Raw genomic sequence first — 20584 nt, forward strand, 5'->3', positions numbered from 1 at the left:
TATTACCTGCTAAGGATTATCACGTTTCATAAATGGGCAAACGAAGGTTTCATTGCCCGTCTCTTTCACCCTGCTGGCTTCGTAAATAGCCTGGGCGAAACCATCGGCCAGATCCGACAGCCTGTATCTGTCCTGACTATACAGCCAGTGAACTACCATGTGGCGCAGCGCGCCGTGATAAATATGCCCGAGCATATTAAGGTCGAGGTCGCTGCGCAGTTCCCCCTTACGCTGTCCCTCTTCCATGATCCTTAAGAACAGCGAACCGGACGTCCTGGCGGTTTTATACGCCTTTTCAAACTCATACCAGTAGCTCAGGTTTGTCCTCGCATATACCAACCGGGCGATGTGGATATTATCCTGGAAATAATTGAGATAGTAGTGTGTCATTCGATAGATCTTGTTTCGGGTATCGGCCAGGCCGGTCAAATGCATGTCCAGCTCCCTGCTGGTCCTCTCGATTATGGTGCTGATCAACTGCACGTAAAGATCGTCCTTGTTCTTAAAATGCTTGTAGATGATGGATGTGGTGACGTTCGCCTTCTCAGCGATATAGCGCATGGTGGCCTTCTCAAAATCTTCCTTACTGAAGATATCGAGTGCCGCATGCATGATCAGCGCTTTGGTCGATTTCCCTTCAACTTTCATACTGACTTTCTCACTTAAGAAATAGAACGGCCGCTGCCTTTGTTTTCCGTCAGTTTGACAGATTACTATTTCATGTGATATAAAGTGAACGTTGTTCCGACAGATATAATTCCATTATAAGGTACAAGCCCATTTATATAACATTGTTCACTAATAATTAGGTTATACCATTTTGCTCGGGCACAGGTCAATGGGCAGAGGCAGGTAAAGAGAAAAATATAGGACATGCGATAGAAACAGCGGTTATCAGTGCCACTTAGATTACATAATCTTTATTTGTTTAAGGAGCGGGTATGGATTTTAAGTTCGGCGAAAAAGAGGAGAAATTAAGGGCGGAGATCAGGGCTTTTGCCCGGGCGGAATTGTCGGGACACTCCGTCATCAGCGGCCTGGAGGAGGAGGGCAGGGATGAGGATTGGGAATTCACAATGCAGATATCCAGGAAACTATCGCAAAAAGGGTGGCTGACCATGGCCTGGCCTAAAGAGTACGGGGGCCAGGGCGCATCTCCCTTTGAGCAGCTTGTGTACATTGATGAAGCCAGCTACCAGGGTATCCCGGGCACCACCATGGGGGTGAGCGGCATAGGTTGGGTAGGGCAATCACTCATGCTTTTCGGCAGCGAGGAGCAGCGTAAGAAGTATATACCCTCCATTGCGGCCGGTGAGCCGGATGGTGTATGGTGCACCGCCTACAGCGAGCCCAATGCCGGCTCGGATTTTGCCAATATTCAGACTAAGGCGCTAAAAAGCGGCGATGAATATATTCTAAACGGGCAGAAGATATGGACCAGCTGCGCTCATAGAGCCAGGTGGTGCTGGATAGCGGTGAGGACCGACCCCGGCGCCCAGAAAAAGCAGCATGGCATAAGCCTGCTGATACTCGATATGAAGAGTCCGGGCATCACCATTAAACCTATCATAAACTTTGCCGGCGTGCACATCTTCAACGAGTTATTTTTCGACAATGTTAAGGTCCCGGCGGCCAATTTAGTAGGGACGGAGAACCGCGGTTGGTACCATCTCATGCAGTCCCTGGCTTTCGAACGGCACAGCATCGCCCCGCAGTTCGGAGGCATGTCAAGGAAGATACTTGAGGCAATTATTAAGTATAGTCGTGAAATACGTTATAATGGCACGACGCTGGCCAAGGACCCGGTGGTCAGGCACAAGCTGGCTGAGAGGGCGCTGGAGCTGGAGACGCTCAAAATGTTCAGCTATGAGATTACATGGAAGATGAGCAAGGGGGAAATACCCATTTACGAGGCGGCCAGGAACAAGGCTTATTGTGATCTCGTGATGCAGCGCCTCGCCACCACCGGTTCGGAGATTATCGGCGCTTATTCTCAGGTTGATATGTGGTCCAAATGGGCTAAAGTCATGGGCAATGTCACTCGCCTTTACATGATGTTCCCCGGCATCGCCATCGCGGGCGGCACCGACGAGGTGCAGAAGAATATCGTGGGGCAGTTCAAGCTGGGTCTGCCCAGGGCATATTAATACTTAAGGGGTTCGAGATGGATTTTGATTTTAACGAACAGCAAAATATGTTGAAGACCATGGCCAGGGATTTCCTGGTCAATGAGTGTCCCAAAGCCAGGGTCAGGGAGCTGGAGACCGATCAGAAGGGCTACGATCCTGACATGTGGGCCAAGATGGTCGAGCTGGGTTGGCTGGGGTTGATATTCCCTGAGCAGTACAACGGGACCGGCGCTGACTTCCTTGACCTGGTCGTACTGATGGAAGAGATGGGCAGGAACATAACGCCCGGCCCGTTCTTTTCAACCGTTGCGCTGTGTTCCATCCCCATCTTGAAATTCGGCACTGCCACGCAAAAAGCGAAATATCTCACACCCATCGCAGATGGTAAAAGCATCTGGTCGCTGGCCCTTACAGAGAAGTCGGGGCGATTTGAAGCTGCCGACATTACGGCTCACGCAGAATTTGACGGTAAAAACTATATTCTAAATGGCGAAAAATGGTTTGTGCCCTATGCACATGTTGCGGATCATCTGCTGGTGTTATGCAGGACGGAAAAGGCGGAATCGCCCGAGAGTGGCCTGACCCTGTTTGTGGTAAAAACGGCCGGCCGCGGTGTGAAAATAGAGTTGATACCCACGATCGCCGGCGATGGGCAGTGCAGAGTGAGGTTTAAGAACGTGAAGGCCGCCAGGTCCGATACTATCGGTAAAAAGGGAGATGGTTGGAAAGTAATCTCCTATATGGCTCAGCGAGCTACGGTGCTCAAATGTGCCGAAGTAGCCGGCGCCTGCCAGGCGGTGCTGGAGATGACGCAGGCATATGCCAAGGACAGGACACAATTCGATAAGCCGATCGGCTCTTTCATGGCCATACAGCATAAGCTTGTCGATATGCTCACCGACGTCGAGGGTTTACAGTATCTGGTGCACTATGCAGCCTGGATGCTGTCTATCGGCGTAAAGGCCGACATGTACATCTCCCAGGCCAAGGCCAAGGCTAATGATGTATATCAGAGGGTTTGCGTCGACGGCATCAAGATACACGGGGCCATCGGGTTTACCATGGACCACGATATAGGTTGTTATTTCCGCCGCGTGAAATCGTCCGAATTCATGCTGGGAGATACCGACCTGCACCTGGAGAAGATCGCTGCAGGCATCGGCCTTTAATGGACGGGTTGTCAGAAATGATTGATTACGGATCGTGACTGGGGACGCATTTCTTGAACATACCTGATATTGAGATGAAATATGATATGGTGTAAAATCAATCGCTGATGGGTTGGCTGGCACTCTTAAAATAATTAAATCAGATTTAAGGAGGAAAAATGGTAGGTATCAAGTCGTACGGTGCACACATACCCAGGTTTCGTTTGGATCGAAATATCATGCAGATGTCCCTCTTGTTCCTGGGGTTTGCCCCTTTGAGGGGCGAGAAAGCCGTGGCCAACTGGGACGAGGACAGCATAACCATGTCGGTGGCCGCTGCCACGGACTGTTTGCAGGGGGAAGACGCCTCAAAAGTGGACGGGATTTACTTTGCCACTACTTCTCAGACGTATGCCCTGAGACAGAACGCCGGCATTATCGCGGCTGCGCTGGACCTCAATACAGATACCAGGGCGGCGGATTTTACTGATTCCACCAAGTCAGGCACCAGCGCGCTGCTGGCAGCTGCCGATGCGATCGCAGCGGGCTCTCTCAATAGCTGCCTGGTCTGCGCCGCTGACATGCGTGTCAGCAAGGTCGGCGGCAACGGCGATTACACTTATGGCGACGGAGGCGCGGCCTTCTTGATGGGTAAGGATGATGTAATAGCTACTATCGACGGATCTTACTCGACCACGCATGATTTCGTGGACAGACGGCGCCTGGAGGGAGAGCGCCTGGAGCATATGTGGGAGGAACGCTTCATCCGCGATGCCGGCTATATGAAATTTATCCCCGAGGCGTTGGCGGGCCTGACCAAGAAATATAAACTGAACGTGAAGGATTTCTCCAAGGTCATTTACGCTTGCGCCTTCGGCGGCGCGCATGCTGCCCTGGGCAGGACATTCGGGCTTACTCCCGAGCAGATACAGGATCCCATGCTGACAACGGTCGGCGATACCGGCGTAGCCCAGACACTTCTGATGCTGGTAGCCGCGCTGGAAGATGCCAAGGCGGGAGACAAGATTCTGGTGATCAGCTTCGGCCAGGGCTGTGACGCTTTCTACCTGACCGTTACCGACAAGATCTCCAAAGTCAAGGGAAAGAAGGCTGTTAAAAGGAACATGGCCAACAAAGTCGCTCTGGGCAGCTATGAGAAATACCTTGCTTTCCGCAAGCAGATGCCCTGCGAGATAGGCATCAGGGGAGAAGAAGCATTATTCACCTCGTTCTCCGTAGTATCCAGGGACAACAGGGAGCTCTACGGCATGGTCGGATTCAAATGCAAGAAATGCGGCACACCGAGCTATCCGCCACAGAGGATTTGCCCCAATCCGGACTGTGGGGCGGTGGATCAGTATGAGCCGTACCGCTTTACCGACAAGAAGGCCACGCTTTTCACCTATACCAGTGACTTCCTGGCCCCCAGCATCGATCCGCCCGCATCTTACGGTTTCATCGACTTCGATGGTGGTGGACGGGCCGGTGTAGACCTCACCGATTGCGATGCCAATGCCCTGAAAGTCGGCATGCCGGTGGAGTTGACCTTCAGGATTAAATATTCCGATGAGAAGCGCGCTGCTGTAAACTACGGCTGGAAAGCGATGCCCATCGTCGCCTAAGAAAGTAGAAAACAAGGAGGATAATTAGATGGCAGAAGGAATTAAAGATAAAGTAGCCATAATCGGTATGGGCTGCACCAAGTTTGGTGAGCGCTTCGATGCCGGACCGCAGGACCTCATCGTTGAGGCCTTTGTAGAATGCCTGGCTGATGCGGGAATAGAGAAGAATGCCATACAGGCAGCCTGGTGGGGTTGCCACATGCCTGATATCAGCGTTGGCCGTGGCGCTACCGTACTGGGCATGGCCCTCAAGCTCCCCTTTATACCGGTCACCAGGGTGGAGAATTTCTGCGCGACGGGTTCTGAGGCTCTGCGTGGGGCGGTCTATGGAGTTGCCTCCGGTGCCTACGACATCTGCCTGGCGCTGGGCATGGAGAAGCTGAAGGACTGCGGTTACGGCGGGCTTCCCCTGGCTGGCGGGATGGGCTACAAGGCCCCTTTATTCATGTTTAACATGACCGCGCCGGGCGGTTTCGCCATGATGGCGACCAAGTATTTCTCTCAGTACAATATCAGCCCACAGGACGGCAAGATGATGCTGGCCAAGGTCTCGGCCAAGAGCCATGTGAATGGCGCACTCAATCCCAAGGCACACCTGCGCAAAGAAGTTACCGTTGAGCAGATCGTTAATGCTCCCATCATCGCCTGGCCGCTGGGCCTATTCGACTGCTGCGGCGTGAGCGATGGCGCTGCTGCCGCTATAGTCTGCAGGGCGGACATGGCCAAGAAGTTCAGGCAGGACCCGGTACTGGTGAAATCCATGCAGATATCGGTTTCTTCGGGTGAAGAGATGTATTACACCAAGTGGGACGGATCGCACGTGGAGCCGGCTTACCGGGCAGGTGTCATGGCCTATAAAGAGGCCGGCATCAAGAACCCGCGCGACGAGGTCAGCATGGCCGAGGTACACGATTGCTTCTCCATCACAGAGGCCACAGCCATGGAGGATCTGCAGTTCAGTCCCCGGGGTAAAGTTAAGGATGATATAGATGCCGGACGTTTTAATCGTGATGGCGCGCAACCAATCCAGATTGATGGCGGCCTGAAGTGCTTCGGACATCCCATCGGCGCCAGCGGCCTGAGGATGATGTACGAGATGTACAAGCAGCTGCAGGGCAAGGCCGACAAGCGGCAGTTAAAGGATCCGAAGATTGGCCTCACGCACAATATGGGCGGTTTCCCCTCGATGAACGTTGTCAGCGTCTGCATAGTCGGCAAATAAAGGTATATTCGGGAGGTTTTGTTAGATGGCAGTATTTACTGTTACAGATAGTCTGAAACAGCTGATCGGGCAAAAAGAGCCTCCGGTCGTTTTCAAGGTCGAGGAGGGCGCTATCCAGAGATATGCCCAGGCGGTCGGCGATAAAAACCCACAGCATTCAGATGTCGAATGGGCAGCCAACAGCAAATGGGGCCGCGTGATGGCCCCGCCCGGCTTCATGGGGTGGCCTATCTCGACCGGGTTCAATTTATTCAAGCTCTTCGAAAAACTGATGAAGGCCGGTGCCCCCATGGGACTGCTGGACGGTGGCGTTGAGTATGATTTCCTGGCGCCCATCGGCGCGGGCGATATCCTGATTGCGGAGATCATGGTCGCCAGCATTGAGGGTCGCGAGACCAAAATGGGCCCCACCATGGTAACCACGCTTCAATCCACCTATACCAACCAGAGGGGAGCTGTTGTGCTGGTTGTGCGCAATACCTTCCTCAACTTCTAAGACAGCCTGTTATTAATATGTGGAGGAACTATGGCCAAACAGATTTTTTATGAAGATATACAGGTAGGCAGTGAAGTAACGACACTTGAGAAAATAGCTACCACCAGGATGCTGGTACAGTATGCCGGCGCATCGGGCGACTTCAATCCGCTTCATTACGAGGAGGATTTCGCCAAGAACCTGGGCGTGGGCAGGCCCATCGTCCACGGACTGCTCAAGAGGGCATGGCTGGTGAACCTGATGACCGACTGGATCGGCCAGGACGGGACACTCAGGAAGCTGTCGTGTAGATATCGCGGTATGGATTACCCGCGCAAGATGAAGGGCTTCGAAGATCCGGTGGATGGCGACACCTGGTACTGCAAGGGTAAAGTCACTAAAAAGAACGATGCAGACCATACGGTGGAATGTGAGATCTGGGTCGAGAACAGCAAGGGTGAGAAAAATACCACCGGCGCTGCGACCGTGATACTGCCATCCAAGGCAAAATAGTCTCGCGGCTCTAAACAAAACGAAATTGAACATCGCCGGCAGTGCATCGATATTAGATCGTGGCCGGCGATGTTCCGTAATTAATGGGCATATCGCATTGTTCAGGAGAGGGCAAAATGGCTGAATTTGTTTTGACCGAAGCGCTGAAGAAGATGATCGGCAAGGAAGAGCCGCTCCTTATATATAAGGTAGAGGAAGGCTCTATCCATAGGTACGCACAGGCGGTAGGAGACTCAAATCCCATGCACAGCGATGTGGAGTACGCCGCATTCAGCACTTTCGGCCGGCTCAAAGCGCCGCCGGGTTTTGTCGGGTGGCCGGTGACCAGCGGATTTGATATGTTCCAGTTTGTCGAAAAGCTCATCGCTGCGGGCGCCCCCAGGGGCAACCTGGATGGCGGTATGGAATACGAGTTCCTGGCGCCCATAGGAGCAGGCGATATTCTGGCCGCGCGGATTAAAATAGCCGGCATCGTCGGAAAGGAAACCAAGCTGGGCCCGACCATGTCGACCACAGTCGAGATCACATACACCAACCAGCGCGGGGCCGTAGCTCTAATAGCCCGTCACACCTTCCTCAGTTTCTGACGGAAATACGCAATTCTACGTAGTAACATTTCAGGCGTCCGCGTCTTATAATGTTTAGGGTGAATAAATATGATTAATATCGTGCTCGCATATGTCATCGCTGCTATAGAAAGCTACCTGTTGGGCTGTATACCTTCGGCCTACCTGGTAGGCAAATCATTCAAGGGCGTTGATATAAGACAGGTAGGCAGCCACAATATGGGCGCCATGAATACCTTCTATACCATCGGATTCTGGCCCGGCATGCTGGTACTGGCTACAGATATCTGCAAGGCCATGCTGGCCCTCACATTGAGCTATTTCACGACCGTGTGGTTACAGGTGCCGCCCGATGTTGTTGTTCCTGTCGAGATGGTCGCCGGCATCGCCGTCATAGCCGGACACAATTTTCCGGTCTTTCTCAAGTTCAAGGGTGGAAAAGGAGGCGCCACCGCCATAGGCGTGCTGGCCTTCCTGCTGGCCTGGATCAACTGGGTGGATATCGGGGCCGTTAAAATCCCCATTCCCCTGGGCGACCTGATATACCTGGCATCGTTTTTAATTCTCATGGCTATAACGCGCTGGCCGACTATTTCCTACGCGGTATCTTATATCGCTTTCTGGTTAATCGCATGGTTTGTGTATAAGGATACCGGGCTGTTTGTCTACAGCATTTTCTTAAGCCTCGTGCCGATCTTGATGTACATACCCCGTATCAAGGAGATCTGGGGCAAGGCGGGCGGCAACGTAAAGCGTGCTGTTTTCAGGACCAACCTGAAAGACAGATTATAGGCAGCAGGTTATAGAGAAAACGGGTGCCCCTGACGATGGAAATCCGGCAGGTAATGTTCGGCAGAGTCCAGTTGTTGCAACCAGCCGCTTTCCAAGCCAAGATTGTTCATGATATCCACGACTTCGCGGTACTCATCTGCCGTTATTCTCCTCGCCAGTAGAAGCTCATCAGGAGCATGATGGCAGGGGTAGTACTGCGCCATGATGCTCAGGGTTATATCCCGGGACAGGGCCGTTGCCAGCCACTTTAGTGATTCCTCACTTCCCGACAGTCTGTTGGGCAGTATCAGGTGACGGATAATCAATCCCCTTTGAGCGATACCTTTATCGTCTGTTATCAGGTTTCCCACCTGTCGATACATCTCCGCTATAGCCGGCCGGCTGTATTCGACGTATCGGCGGGCGTCGGAGAATTTTCCGGCCCATTTATCGGAAGCATATTTGATGTCAGGGAGATAGATGTCGACAATGCCGTCCAGCATGGAAAGGGTCTTTATGGAATCATAGGCGTTGGTATTGTAGACGATGGGGATATCAAGTCCCAGCGGCACTGCCTGACAGAGTGCCTCCACGATCTGCGGCACATAATGAGTGGGAGAGACGAGATTGATGTTATGGCAATGCAATTCCTCCTGCAGGTAAAGCATCATCTGCGCCAGGCCGCGGCTGTCAACCTGTTCATAGGGGCCGTGTCCCTGGCTGATCTGGCTATTCTGGCAGTATATGCACCTCAGGTTGCAGCTGCTGAAAAATATCGTTCCGGAGCCCCTTGTACCGGAAAGGACCGGTTCCTCTCCGTGATGGGCGCATCGGCTGGCCACCGAGACCAGACTGCCGGATTTGCAGTATCCGCTGTTGCAATCAAGGCGGTTCACACCGCATGAACGTGGACAAATATCGCACGCGCCCAGGCGCTTAATCAGGCTATCGGTCCTCTTTTGCAGCTCGCCGGATGCGTAAAGCGAAGGGTACCTGCGTTTGGAAGCAACACGATCGTTTTTCATGGCAAATCGGATTATTTGATTGTAGCCGAAAAGGAAGTCTTTATCGAATCTGCTGTTGTTGATTCCGTGTAAATAACTGTGTATCATTATCTACGGTTTACATCTTCCAGAGGGAGCAGTTCAACTATAATGAATCATCCGGGGGGAGAGGTTATATGGCTAAGTACATAGTTGCACATGATGTCGGCACCAGCAATACCAAAGCGGTGCTTGTGGATGTGGAAGGGAAGGTACACGGCAGGGTTGTCAGACCCTATGATATAAAGTATCCCAAACCCGGCTGGGCCGAGCAGGATCCGGAGGATTGGTGGAAGGCCATGACCACCTCCACCAAACAGCTGATGACCGAGACCGGCGTATCTCCGGCTGATGTGCTGTGCGTTATTAATTCCTCACAATTAATCGGCATAGTGCCCATGGACGGAGCAGGTACTGCGCTTAGACCAGGCATCATCTGGCTGGACAGCAGGGCTCCCGAGGAGGCCAGGTGGGTTATGAATAAATTCCTCGGCCCCGCCGTTTTCACCGCTATAGCCGGCGCTTCAATCACGGGCAAGGACGGGATACCCAAGCTGCTCTGGATTAAAAAGAACGAGCCGGACGTGTACAGGCGCATGAAATATTTTCTCGATGTGAGCGGCTATCTCAACTATCGCTGCTCAGGCCAGATGTACATGAGCCGAAGCAACGCCTCGGCCTTTGGGCTGGACCTCAAGAAGAAAAACTGGATGGAAATGATTTTTGGCTATGTCGGTTTCGATATCAGGAAACTGGCTCCGCTGTGCGATTCAACGGATAAGATCGGCGGATTGACATCCGAGGCTGCCTCACTTATGGGTTTGCTGGAGGGTACGCCCGTCATGGGTGGAACCGGCGACATACAGTCGGCAGCGGTGGGCTCCGGCGCTATGGGTGAGGGGGGCGGGCATATCAGCATGGGCACCTCGGCCTGGATAGGCGTGGTGACAAAGAAAATACTTTCAGGTAAAAGCGGGGTTGTCAGCACACAATCAGCCGATCCCGGCAAGATTCTCCTGCTTGGCCAGATGGAGCTGGCCGGGGGCTGTCTCCGCTGGCTGGGTGATGAGATGTGCAGGCTGGAGAAAGCCGATGCAACCATGACCAATATATTCGGTTTCATGGACACCAGGGTGGAACAGGTGCCGGCAGGGTCCGATTATCTGATATTTACACCCTGGATGTATGGCGAAAGGGCCCCGGTGGCCGATGCTTTTATACGTTCCGGCTTCTATAACCTGACTCCCGAACATACCCGCGAACATTTGATAAAATCGGTCTATGAGGGTGTGGCCTATAATTTGAGATGGATAATCGAGGTGGTCGAGAAGCAGTTCAAATTCCCTCTCCCATCATTGCGCGTCATTGGGGGAGGCGCACTCGGCCATCCCTGGATGCAGATACTGGCGGATGTGACCGGAAAGAAGATACAACCTGTGCATAATCCGCAGGAAGCCGGGGCGGTCGGAGCCGCGATGACGGCGGCGGTGGGGCTGGGCATCTACAAAGATTTCGAGAGCCTGAAAGATGTGGTTTCCCCCGAGTTCACTTTTGAGCCGCGGGCCGCCAACCGGGATGTATATGATTTTCTCTATGTTCTTTACAAGGAGCTTTATACTGATTTGAAGGGCTTCTACACAAGGATAAATAAAGACCGTTGCGAACAGGTTTAATAAGGGGAGGACGATATGAACAGAGAAGATATGTTGAGCCAGCCTGTAGCACTACCCGACGGGGTGGATTACGACGAATATATTATAGGCACCTACGTTGTCACAGGTCCAGCAGGATTACCCATGGCCAAGGTGGCGCCTTTCCTGGCCGTCGAGCAGAGCACGGGCACCTGGGTGGCTGTGCCGGGCGAGACCCCCGAAGTTCGCAGACAACACGTGGCCAAGGTGATAGGTGTATACGAACTGCCGGATTATGAGTTCGACCTGCCCGCCGGATTGCAGGAAAGGAGCTGGTTTGTCCAGATGGCGTTCCCCTTCGTGAACATCGGCTCGCAGATTCCCATGATGCTGACCGCTGTTGTCGGCAACATCTCCATGGCAGGACAGATCAAGCTGGTCGACGTCAGGTTCCCCAAGAAATATGTGGCCGGCTTCAAAGGGCCCAAGTTCGGTATCGACGGCATACGTAAACTATTGGGCGTCAAGAAGCGTCCCCTGCTCAACAACATGGTCAAACCCTGCACGGGCTATCCGCTGGAGGTGGGCGCCGAGCTATTCAAACTGGCGGCGATGGGTGGATGTGACATTATCAAGGACGATGAACTGATAGCCGATGCCTCGTTCAATTCCATGGTCGGCCGTGTCAAGCGCTATATGCAGATTGAGAAGCAGGTCTTCGAGAAGACGGGCGAGCACACGCTTTACACGGTAAATGTTAGCGACAGCGTTCCCAAGGTCTTCGAGAATGCCCGGAGGGCTGTGGAGCTGGGCGCCAACGCCATCATGCTGAACTACGTGGCCGTCGGTCTGACCGTTCTGCAGGCTCTTGCCGAGGATCCGAAGATCAATGTGCCCATTCTGGCCCACATGGACGTTGCCGGCGCACTTTATATGTCGCCCCTGCATGGTATGAGCTCGCATCTGGTGCTGGGTAAATTGCCGCGCCTGGCCGGTGCGGATATAGTTGTTATTCCAGCCCCGTATGGGAAGGCGCCTGTCATCTCCGACAAATTCGAAATGATGGCCAGGAATCTAACATACCCGCTGTACCAGTTGAAGCCCACCTGGCCGATGGCGTCTGGCGGAATAACGCCCACCATGGTCCCTAAAGTTATGCAGGTGCTGGGCAATGACATCGTTATCGGCTCCGGCGGCGGCATTCACGCCCATCCGCAGGGCCCGGTAGCCGGCGGCAAAGCTTTCCGCCAGGCCATCGATGCTACCCTGAAGGGCATTTCCCTTGAGGAATATGCTAAGACGCACAAGGAGCTGTCAGCTATAGTCAATCTGTGGGGAGACCCGTTTAAAAAGGGTGTATAAAGCCTTTGCTGCGAGGAGAAGAGAAGCCCCGTAATTATGTTTGAACACGGAGGACGATCATGACGGAAGAACAACGTTATGCAATTTCTGAATACCCTGACGTGGATGAGATTTATCGTCGCCTAAATGCTCTGGTAGGCCAGCCTATGAAAAAGGTGCGGTCGGAAAAGATGAAGGACTACCTCGAGTATTTCGAATCTAAATGTAAACGATCGAAAGCTTTAACCGATGAAGCCAAACGGTTCATCCCCGGCGGAGTTCAGCACAACCTGGCCTTTAACCATCCCTTCCCTATCGCCATAGAGAAAGCGGATGGAGCCTACCTCTGGGATGTGGACGGCAACAAGTACATCGACTTTCTGCAGGCGGGCGGTCCCATTGTATTGGGTAACAATTACGCGCCTGTACGCCAGAAAATCATTGAGCTGCTGCAGAACTGTGAGCCCGTGACCGGACTGTTTCACGAATATGAGCTGAAGCTGGCGGAACTGATCAATCGCTTTATGCCCAATGTCGAGATGTTCCGCATGCTGGGCTCAGGTACCGAGAGCGTCATGGCAGCCATCCGGGCGGCCCGCACATTCACTAAAAAGAAGAAGGTCATAAAGGTCGGAGGCGCCTACCATGGCTGGAGTGACCAGATGGTCTACGGCATGCATATTCCCGGCACGGGAAGGTTTGAAGCGAAGGGCATTCCCCCCGGCTGTAGTTCGGGTACCCAGGAGTTCTTCCCCAATGACCTGGGAGCGCTGAAGCGCCTGCTGGCTAGAAATCGACTGTTCGGCGGGACGGCTGCCGTCATAGTGGAACCGGTAGGCCCTGAAAGTGGCACGCGCCCGGTGCCCTTTGACTTTAATAAAAAGGTAAGGGAGCTCTGCACCGAGTTTGGCGCGTTGCTCATTTTCGACGAGGTGGTAACAGGGTTCAGGTTGGGCATGGGTGGTGCCCAGGGTTATTTCAACGTTAAACCCGACCTGACTATCTTCGGTAAATGTGTGGCAGGCGGCTATCCCATGGCCGGCGGCGTGGGAGGAAGAGCTGACATAATCCAATGCTTCGCAGCGGGTATAGGCGGGGCCTCGGCAGAGAGGGCCTACGTGGGTGGAACGCTTTCGGCCAATCCGCTATCGTGCGCTGCGGGCTATTTCAGCCTGCTTGAAATGGAGAGAACCAACGCGCCGGTAATTGCCGGAAGAGCGGGTGACCGGTTGACCAGGGGACTGCAGGATATAATAGTCAAATATAAGCTGCCTTTTGTAGTATATAACCAGGGTTCGATCGTGCATCTCGAGACCTCAGGAGTAATGCTACTTGATTTCCGCAATCCGCTGAAGCTTTTAAAGGAGATGAAACCGCGCAAACATATGATTGAGGAGATGGGCGCGGCATACATGGCTAATGGACTGATAACGCTGGCCGGCTCAAGGGTGTATACGAGCATGGCTGATACAGACGCAGTGATTGATGAGGGGCTTGCCGGCTTTGAGAGAGTATTTTCCAGCGTGGAAGGAGTATAAAAAAAGCAGTAATTAGAAGGAGGCCCCATTGGATCTGGCCGAAAAACAAACGGGAAATGTAAATGTTCTCAGCGTCGGCGGGAGGCTGGATGCCTACAGCGCTGCTGAGGCCGAGAAAAAAATCGACTCGCTGATAGAAACAGGGAAGGTAAAGATCGTGCTGAACCTGGAAGGCCTGGAGTATATCAGCAGCTCGGGGCTGCGTGTATTCCTGGCTCAGCTCAAGAAGGCGCGCAAGCAGCAGGGGGATATAAAACTCTGCTGTATGAAACCGAATATCAAGGAAGTCTTCGATATCGCCGGGTTCACGCAACTGTTCACCATTGCCGGGGATGAAGCTGAGGCCGTTGCCGGCTTCAGCGCCTGACCATGCTGACGCCCAAATCGGAGTACAGGCGCAAGCTTACCACGCCTGAACGGGCAGTAAGCGGGATAAAAAACGGAAGCACCATTGTGCACGGCCTTGCCGCCGCCGAGCCGCCCGCTCTTCTGCAGGCCATTGCCGACCGGTTGCGCGTGGGAGACCTTTACGATCTCAAAGTGCACTCATTATTGCCCACAGGTAATGTTTCTAAAAGCTTGCTTTCCCCCGACCTCAGCGATTGCGTGCAGGCCTTCTCATGGTTCGTCAGCAAATCCTCACGTTCAGCCGTCAAGGTAGGACTGAATTATTACGTACCAAACCATTTCCACCAGGTGCCGAGGCTGATGCGTGAAAACCTCGATATAGACGTAACCGTTACCATGGTATCGCCCATGGATAAATCGGGCTTCTTCAGCTTTGGTACAGCCAACGACTACACTTCCACTGTGGCCAGGTGCTGCAAGCGTCTCATTGTTGAGGTAAATAAGAACCAACCGCGCGTATTCGGCGATTCCCTGCTGCATGTCTCAGAGGTGGATGCCATTGTGGAGCATACATCGCCTTTGATCGAATTCAAATGGCCCGGCCCCAGGCCCGAAGACGAAGCCATCGGCAGCCTGGTTGCCGACCTTGTTCCTGATGGAGCAACCCTCCAGTTGGGATTTGGCGGCTTGCCTAACGTGATCGCCATGAAGCTGGTCGATCACAAGGACCTGGGCGTGCACACAGAGGTTTTCGGCCCGGCCATGGTAGAGCTGATCAAAAAAGGCGTGGTCACCGGTCGACGAAAGAACATGCACACCGGGAAGCATGTTTTCACCGTGGCTGAGGGCACTCGTCAGATGTACCGCTACATGGACGATAATCCCAGCATGGAGAGTTACCCGGTCAGCTATACTAATGACCCCTCGGTCATCGCCAGGAACGATAACATGATATCTATCAACTCCATTATACAGGTTGACCTGCTGGGACAATGTAATGCCGAATCTCTGGGGGGATCACAGTACAGCGGTGCGGGCGGACAGCTTGATTACGTGCGCGGGGCATATAACTCGAAGGGAGGGAAATCCATACTGGCCTTTTATTCCACAGCCAAAAGCGGCCAGGTTTCAAGGGTTGTGCCGAGATTGGGTAGTGGAGCGGCTATAACTACACCCAGGATGGATGTGCACTATCTGGTGACTGAGTATGGTGTGGTCAATCTGAAGGGGAGATCGACCAGGGACCGTGCGCTGGACATAATAAGCATAGCCCATCCACGCTTCCGCGAAGCATTGCTACGGGAAGCCGAGAATATGTACCTTCTTTAGCGGGCTGACCGCCCCGTCCTTCAAATCTGAAGCAGAGCATACCTTATTCCATTCAATTTGCGGTATTTACAATACTGCATAAAACAATAAGTCCAAAGGATGTTGGGGGTGGTGGTGGCCTGTCCTTTCAACCGGTTACTGTGGCAAATGGCTATATCGTATAATCCCAAAATAGCTACGATAAAATCGATTTGATAAGGTAAATAATGGAAACCCTTGCCGCAACTAAGCATTTTGCGGTACGCCTTTTCCTTACTGATTTCTGTAAAAAAATAAAGGCTGCAACCGATGTTTCAAAGGCGTTCATATGATTTACTTTAATAAAGACACCGGGACGGGAAACAAAGGATTTTCTGCTTGCCCGATGTAAATTGCCCGGATGTCAGACAGCAGGTACTCGCCAGACCGGTTGTTGCATGGAAAAAGGCGCCTGGTCCCCCGGTTGAAAAGTTAATTGTGGTCGAAACAGCGGAAATAATATTAAGGAGCACATCAGTGAAGGCATCACATGCAATGGTTTTCTACGCGATCTTTTTCACAATCGTGGCTGTGGTGATTGCAGGCTTTACATATAAACAGACCACGTCAGGTGTCTCATCTTTGTGGCTTACTCCCCAGGAAGCCAAGGAACTACTTGACGAGACTACTGACGTGGTTGTTATTGATCTGTCGAGCCGTTTTTATGATAAGGGCCATCTGCCCGGCGCAATCAATTATCCTAAATGTACTATTCCAGCGGCGATGTCGGATTGGGACAGGAACGCAACATATTTAGTTTACAGCCACTGGACGGGTGCTCCGCTGTCAGCCGCCGGCCTGCTCAAGGACGCAGGTTTTAAGAATGTGTATGCCCTCAAGGGCAATTTCGGCGCCTGGGTAAACGCAGGCTACCCGGTAGAAGAATGAGATGTCTTATTTACCTCCCTGTACGGAATATGGCGTGACGAAGCCGGCGCGCGGGACGGATGGTTTCGGCTGTGAAGCCGTTTCTGAGATCTCCGACCTGCTGGTGACCAGGCTGTCGGAATATGACTTAACCGGTTGTTCAACTGGTGCGGGAACCGCCTTGTGTCCGGCCTGGAGAAGCAGGGCGGTGAAGAATAAGCCCACCAGCGAACCGACGAAAGGCATGATGAACTTAAGCAGGTGGATATTGAGGGCGGCATCAGCCTGTACCCCTATCCAGAAGCATCCGCCCATGCAAATCGGCATGATAATGAACAGCACCAGAAGGAACTTGTACAGGAATTCCAGAGTGCCTATTTTTATGGTTGTTAATCGCTTTAGCATTGCCCTAACACCCAGGTCAGCATTGAGAACGCTGCTATGATACCAGTAAGGACGGCTACGGCAATGAACGCAGATACCAGCCCAATGGTCCAACCTTCACTTTCCATGAAAAACCTCCAACAAATTATTTCCACGGTTTCCGGGCCGCCCCAGCCAGGTCGCGGGCCCGGGGCCGTTGGATCACACCCTTGTCAGACCGGGGTGATTTGCCCCGCTGTAATAAACCCATTCACTTTAGTAAAGACACATCCGGGTAAAGAAATATGCCGCCTTGTTGCAGGGAGATATAAGTTCATGTTTTCTAACCGCCCTGTGGTTTGGCCGGTGTTTGATCCCGTAAATATTTCAGGCAGATATCGGGGTAATGTGTCGCCAGCCCCTGCAGGAAACGCCGCCCCGGCTTTTTGTCTCCAATCAGCACCAGACACAGCATCGATGGAGATATACCAAGCTTGGATGCCAACCTGGCATTGGTCAGCTTCTCCTGCTGCATTATCCTGTAAAGCTCGGCCTGAAGTTTCATTTTTACTATATTAAACGAATAATTTACTAAAATCAATAGGTTTTCGGACCTTTTTGGTTCGTTGCATAAAATATTTACTATGGTAAACAGATAATCTTGTGGAGGGTGGAAAAGAGATATGTTAGGTGAATATGTAAAAGAGACGCGCTCAAAGAGGGGATTATCGCAGGCCGAACTGGCCAAGCTGGCCGACCTGTCCCCGTCGTTTATCTGCCGTATCGAGAAGGGCGACTATAAGTCGGTCACGCTGGCGTCGTTGAGCAAGTTATCGCGCGCACTCAAGGTTCCCATCAACGAGTTGAGCAATTTTGTACTTGAAAAGGGTCACAGGGATGATTTGCTAAAGAAAACACCCTATGAGATAATGAATGAACTACAATTATCGCTGCCGGCCGTGGTTCCTGTTTACGCGACGATCGACAGCAGGCAAATAATTGAATATGTATTCGTGCCGAGGGAGTTGGCCTTAAGCGGAGGTAGAGAGATGAAGCTGATAGGCATTAAATCCAGCGACCTGGAGTACGATAATGTTGTACACAAGGGTGACATCATTATCTGCGGTAAAGACATGGAACCTGCGCCCGGCGACCTCTGCCTGAAGATGGAGGGTGGCCGGATGACAATAGCCCCGTACAAAAAGAAAGAGGATATCTTTGCCTTGATTGTGCAGGTGGTGCGGGTAGTCAAGAAGCTGAATTAGAGCTTTTCGGGACTGCATGGGGACGGTATATACCGTCCCTTTTTTTATTTAAGCGGGTTTCCCTTTTGAATCGCTCGTGATATGATAGGCCGCGTCCGCATATATTGAAAACAGCTATGATAAAACGGGCTTTGATAACAGGCGTCGGCGGTCAGGATGGGGCCTATCTGTCCCAATTGCTGCTTGAAAAAGGCTACGAGGTATTCGGCCTGGACATAGCTATCGATACGCAAACCTGCTGGCGCCTGCGTTATCTGGATATATACGATAAGGTCAATTTGATTAAGGCCGATATGACCGACGGCAAAGCCCTGCTGCGTGCGGTGAAAAAGAGCACTCCCGGCGAGATCTACAACCTGGCTGCGCACAGTTCACCCGGCAGTTCTTTCCGGCTTCCTGTTGAGTGTGGAGATATAACCGGTCTGGGTTTTATCCGCCTCCTTGAAGCCGCCAGGGAGGGCAGTCCGCATACCAGAATATTCCAGGCATCGTCGCGAGAACTCTTCGGCGCTGGCGACGGCAGCGCATATAACGAAGATCGGCCTTTCACACCATCCAATCCTTATGCCGCTGCCAAGCTGTACGCCCATTGGATGGCTCGTATCTATCGCGACAGCTACGGCATGTTCATCTGCAACGGTATCATGTTCAACCATGAATCGCCGTTGCGCGGGATCGAGTTCGTCACCCGCAAGATCAGCGATGCCGTGGCCAGAATATCGCTGGGAAAGGAGAGAAAGCTGAAGTTGGGCAATATCAGAGCAAGGATAGACTGGGGATATGCTCCCGAATATATGCAGGCTGCCTGGCAGATGCTTCAGCAGGATGCACCGGATGATTACGTTATAGCTACCGGACAGGTACACAGTGTGGAGGAGTTCGCGAGCAGGGCTTTCCAGGTCGCCGGGCTGACATGGTCGGAACATGTTGAGTCCGACGCCGGTTTGCTTCGGCCGTCCGACATCGTGATGCAAAAAGGTGATTTCGCTAAAGCGCAAGCCCGACTGAATTGGAAGCCGCAGGTCAAATTCAACAGGCTGGTGGAAATCATGGTAGAGGAGGATCTGAAGCGCTGGAAGCGCCATCTCAGCGGCGAACGATTTCCCTGGGACGTAAGCGAAATATAGGGATGGGCCTTGAGGCCCGTCCGGGAAATGAATAATCGCGGGCATACATTAAGGAGAGAAATGGCTAAGAAGGCGTTTATCACCGGTATTACCGGTCAGGACGGATCTTACCTGGCCGAGCTGTTACTGTGCAAGGGATACGAAGTACACGGCATAGTACGCCGCGCCAGCACCTTCCATACTACACGATTGGATCATATAAAGTTCGGCGCCGATGACAGGAAGGAGCGGCTTTTCCTGCATTACGGGGATATGACCGATTCCTCCAATCTCAACCGTGTGCTGGAGAAGGTGCAGCCGGAAGAAATATATAACCTGGCTGCCCAGAGCCACGTGCAGATATCGTTCGAGGTACCGGAGTACAGCGCTGAGGTTGACGGTATCGGTGTACTGAGGCTGCTGGACGCCATCCGCGAGACCAAGCTCAAGACCAGGTTTTACCAGGCCTCCAGTTCGGAGCTCTTCGGCAAGGTAGCCGAGAAAATTCAGAGTGAGAGGACGCCTTTTTACCCGCGCAGCCCGTATGCCGCGGCCAAGCTTTTCGGATACTGGATCGTGGTTAACTATCGCGAAGCATACAACCTTTTCGCCTGCAACGGCATTCTGTTTAATCACGAGTCCCCACGGCGGGGCGAGAATTTCGTCACGCGCAAAGTAACCAGCGGTATCGCCCAGATACTGGCCGGCAAAACGGATCATATATCCATGGGCAATATGGATGCGCAGCGTGACTGGGGTTATGCCCCTGAGTATGTCGAGGTGATGTGGAAGATGCTGCAGACCGAAGGGCCGGCGGACTATGTGGTCGGTACAGGCAGTAAACACTCTGTGAAAGAATTTATCGAGAGTGCGTTCGCCTATGCAGGCCTCGACTGGCACAAGCATGTCCGGCAGGACGCGCGCTTCCTGCGACCTACCGAAGTGGATGAGTTGCAGGCCGATCCGTCAAAAGCGGCCAGGGAGTTGGGCTGGAAGCCGAAGGTGGGTTTTAAGGAATTGGTCATGATCATGGTGGATGCCGACATGCGTGCCCTCGGCCTGAAGCCTGTTGGCAAGGGCGACAGATTCCTTAAAGAAGCCTTTCCTTCCCGCTGGTGGGGGATCGACTGATAGACGATACTCCACTTCGCGTGCTCTCTGCGTATATATAAAGTAGATTAAGGGCTTCGTTTAGTGTGGGTGGTTGGTCGGGGTGGTCGGATTTGAACCGACGACCACCTGAACCCCATTCAGGTGCGCTACCAGGCTGCGCTACACCCCGTGTCTGA

At 52.7% G+C, this 20584-nt stretch carries 21 protein-coding genes and 1 tRNA gene; 17 read left to right on the forward strand and 5 right to left on the reverse strand.

Going from position 1 to position 20584, the window contains the following annotated elements; genetic code table 11:
* Positions 1-9: 9 nt before the first annotated feature.
* The gene (locus WC359_01635; GenBank protein MFA5399133.1) at positions 10-648 is read right to left on the reverse strand and encodes a TetR/AcrR family transcriptional regulator; all 639 of its coding nucleotides are present in this window, start codon (positions 646-648) and stop codon (positions 10-12) included.
* Positions 649-941: 293 nt separating this feature from the next.
* Between WC359_01635 and WC359_01640 the strand changes: the two genes are divergently transcribed.
* The 8 genes from WC359_01640 to WC359_01675 all read left to right on the forward strand — a co-directional run bounded on the left by WC359_01640 (position 942) and on the right by WC359_01675 (position 8467).
* Complete coding sequence (locus WC359_01640) at positions 942-2147, forward strand: acyl-CoA dehydrogenase family protein (GenBank protein ID MFA5399134.1); 1206 nt, start codon at positions 942-944, stop codon at positions 2145-2147.
* Positions 2148-2164: 17 nt separating this feature from the next.
* Complete coding sequence (locus WC359_01645; GenBank protein MFA5399135.1) at positions 2165-3298, forward strand: acyl-CoA dehydrogenase family protein; 1134 nt, start codon at positions 2165-2167, stop codon at positions 3296-3298.
* A gap of 158 nt (positions 3299-3456) precedes the next feature.
* Positions 3457-4899, forward strand: coding sequence for an OB-fold domain-containing protein (locus WC359_01650; protein ID MFA5399136.1), 1443 nt, complete (start codon positions 3457-3459; stop codon positions 4897-4899).
* 28 nt (positions 4900-4927) lie between these two features.
* Positions 4928-6121 carry an acetyl-CoA acetyltransferase gene (locus WC359_01655; GenBank protein MFA5399137.1) on the forward strand — a complete coding sequence of 398 codons (1194 nt, stop codon included), beginning with the start codon at positions 4928-4930 and terminating at the stop codon, positions 6119-6121.
* Positions 6122-6146: 25 nt separating this feature from the next.
* Positions 6147-6617: a MaoC family dehydratase N-terminal domain-containing protein gene (locus WC359_01660; protein ID MFA5399138.1), complete on the forward strand. Its 471-nt coding sequence runs from the start codon at positions 6147-6149 to the stop codon at positions 6615-6617.
* Between the two features lie 30 nt (positions 6618-6647).
* Positions 6648-7109 (forward strand): MaoC/PaaZ C-terminal domain-containing protein, encoded by a 462-nt coding sequence (locus WC359_01665; GenBank protein ID MFA5399139.1) that lies wholly within the window; start codon positions 6648-6650, stop codon positions 7107-7109.
* Positions 7110-7225: 116 nt separating this feature from the next.
* On the forward strand, positions 7226-7696 hold the full coding sequence (locus WC359_01670) for a MaoC family dehydratase N-terminal domain-containing protein (GenBank protein MFA5399140.1): 471 nt from the start codon (positions 7226-7228) through the stop codon (positions 7694-7696).
* A gap of 72 nt (positions 7697-7768) precedes the next feature.
* Positions 7769-8467 (forward strand): glycerol-3-phosphate acyltransferase, encoded by a 699-nt coding sequence (locus WC359_01675; protein ID MFA5399141.1) that lies wholly within the window; start codon positions 7769-7771, stop codon positions 8465-8467.
* 8 nt (positions 8468-8475) lie between these two features.
* On the opposite strand, the gene WC359_01680 is transcribed toward WC359_01675, so the two are convergent.
* Positions 8476-9558 (reverse strand): radical SAM protein, encoded by a 1083-nt coding sequence (locus WC359_01680; protein MFA5399142.1) that lies wholly within the window; start codon positions 9556-9558, stop codon positions 8476-8478.
* 68 nt (positions 9559-9626) lie between these two features.
* Between WC359_01680 and WC359_01685 the strand changes: the two genes are divergently transcribed.
* The 6 genes from WC359_01685 (at position 9627) to WC359_01710 (ending at position 16582) form a co-directional block, all read left to right on the forward strand.
* The gene (locus WC359_01685; GenBank protein ID MFA5399143.1) at positions 9627-11162 is read left to right on the forward strand and encodes an FGGY-family carbohydrate kinase; all 1536 of its coding nucleotides are present in this window, start codon (positions 9627-9629) and stop codon (positions 11160-11162) included.
* Positions 11163-11177: 15 nt separating this feature from the next.
* Positions 11178-12482 (forward strand): RuBisCO large subunit C-terminal-like domain-containing protein, encoded by a 1305-nt coding sequence (locus tag WC359_01690; GenBank protein ID MFA5399144.1) that lies wholly within the window; start codon positions 11178-11180, stop codon positions 12480-12482.
* A gap of 59 nt (positions 12483-12541) precedes the next feature.
* The gene (locus WC359_01695; GenBank protein MFA5399145.1) at positions 12542-13999 is read left to right on the forward strand and encodes an aminotransferase class III-fold pyridoxal phosphate-dependent enzyme; all 1458 of its coding nucleotides are present in this window, start codon (positions 12542-12544) and stop codon (positions 13997-13999) included.
* A 28-nt stretch (positions 14000-14027) separates the two neighbouring features.
* Positions 14028-14366: an STAS domain-containing protein gene (locus WC359_01700; GenBank protein MFA5399146.1), complete on the forward strand. Its 339-nt coding sequence runs from the start codon at positions 14028-14030 to the stop codon at positions 14364-14366.
* Between the two features lie 2 nt (positions 14367-14368).
* Positions 14369-15676, forward strand: a complete 1308-nt coding sequence (locus tag WC359_01705) for an acetyl-CoA hydrolase/transferase C-terminal domain-containing protein (GenBank protein MFA5399147.1) — start codon at positions 14369-14371, stop codon at positions 15674-15676.
* 495 nt (positions 15677-16171) lie between these two features.
* Entirely contained in the window at positions 16172-16582 is a 411-nt protein-coding gene (locus tag WC359_01710; GenBank protein MFA5399148.1) for a rhodanese-like domain-containing protein, read from the forward strand.
* A 6-nt stretch (positions 16583-16588) separates the two neighbouring features.
* On the opposite strand, the gene WC359_01715 is transcribed toward WC359_01710, so the two are convergent.
* Together WC359_01715 and WC359_01720 are read right to left on the reverse strand one after the other, a co-directional pair.
* Positions 16589-16966, reverse strand: a complete 378-nt coding sequence (locus WC359_01715) for a hypothetical protein (GenBank protein ID MFA5399149.1) — start codon at positions 16964-16966, stop codon at positions 16589-16591.
* 301 nt (positions 16967-17267) lie between these two features.
* Positions 17268-17489 carry a hypothetical protein gene (locus WC359_01720; protein MFA5399150.1) on the reverse strand — a complete coding sequence of 74 codons (222 nt, stop codon included), beginning with the start codon at positions 17487-17489 and terminating at the stop codon, positions 17268-17270.
* Positions 17490-17607: 118 nt separating this feature from the next.
* On the opposite strand from WC359_01720, the gene WC359_01725 reads away from it, so the two are divergent.
* From WC359_01725 to gmd, 3 genes are all read left to right on the forward strand, one after another.
* Complete coding sequence (locus WC359_01725; protein ID MFA5399151.1) at positions 17608-18189, forward strand: helix-turn-helix domain-containing protein; 582 nt, start codon at positions 17608-17610, stop codon at positions 18187-18189.
* Positions 18190-18305: 116 nt separating this feature from the next.
* Positions 18306-19316 carry a GDP-mannose 4,6-dehydratase gene (locus tag WC359_01730; GenBank protein MFA5399152.1) on the forward strand — a complete coding sequence of 337 codons (1011 nt, stop codon included), beginning with the start codon at positions 18306-18308 and terminating at the stop codon, positions 19314-19316.
* Between the two features lie 60 nt (positions 19317-19376).
* A complete protein-coding gene (gmd, locus tag WC359_01735; protein ID MFA5399153.1) occupies positions 19377-20426 on the forward strand; it encodes a GDP-mannose 4,6-dehydratase in 1050 nt (349 codons plus the stop codon).
* A gap of 74 nt (positions 20427-20500) precedes the next feature.
* On the opposite strand, the gene WC359_01740 is transcribed toward gmd, so the two are convergent.
* Positions 20501-20577 (reverse strand) — tRNA-Pro (locus WC359_01740).
* Between the last annotated feature and the right edge of the window lie 7 nt (positions 20578-20584).

Source organism: Dehalococcoidia bacterium (assembly GCA_041653995.1).
Classification (GTDB): Bacteria; Chloroflexota; Dehalococcoidia; order GIF9; family UBA5629; genus CAIMUM01.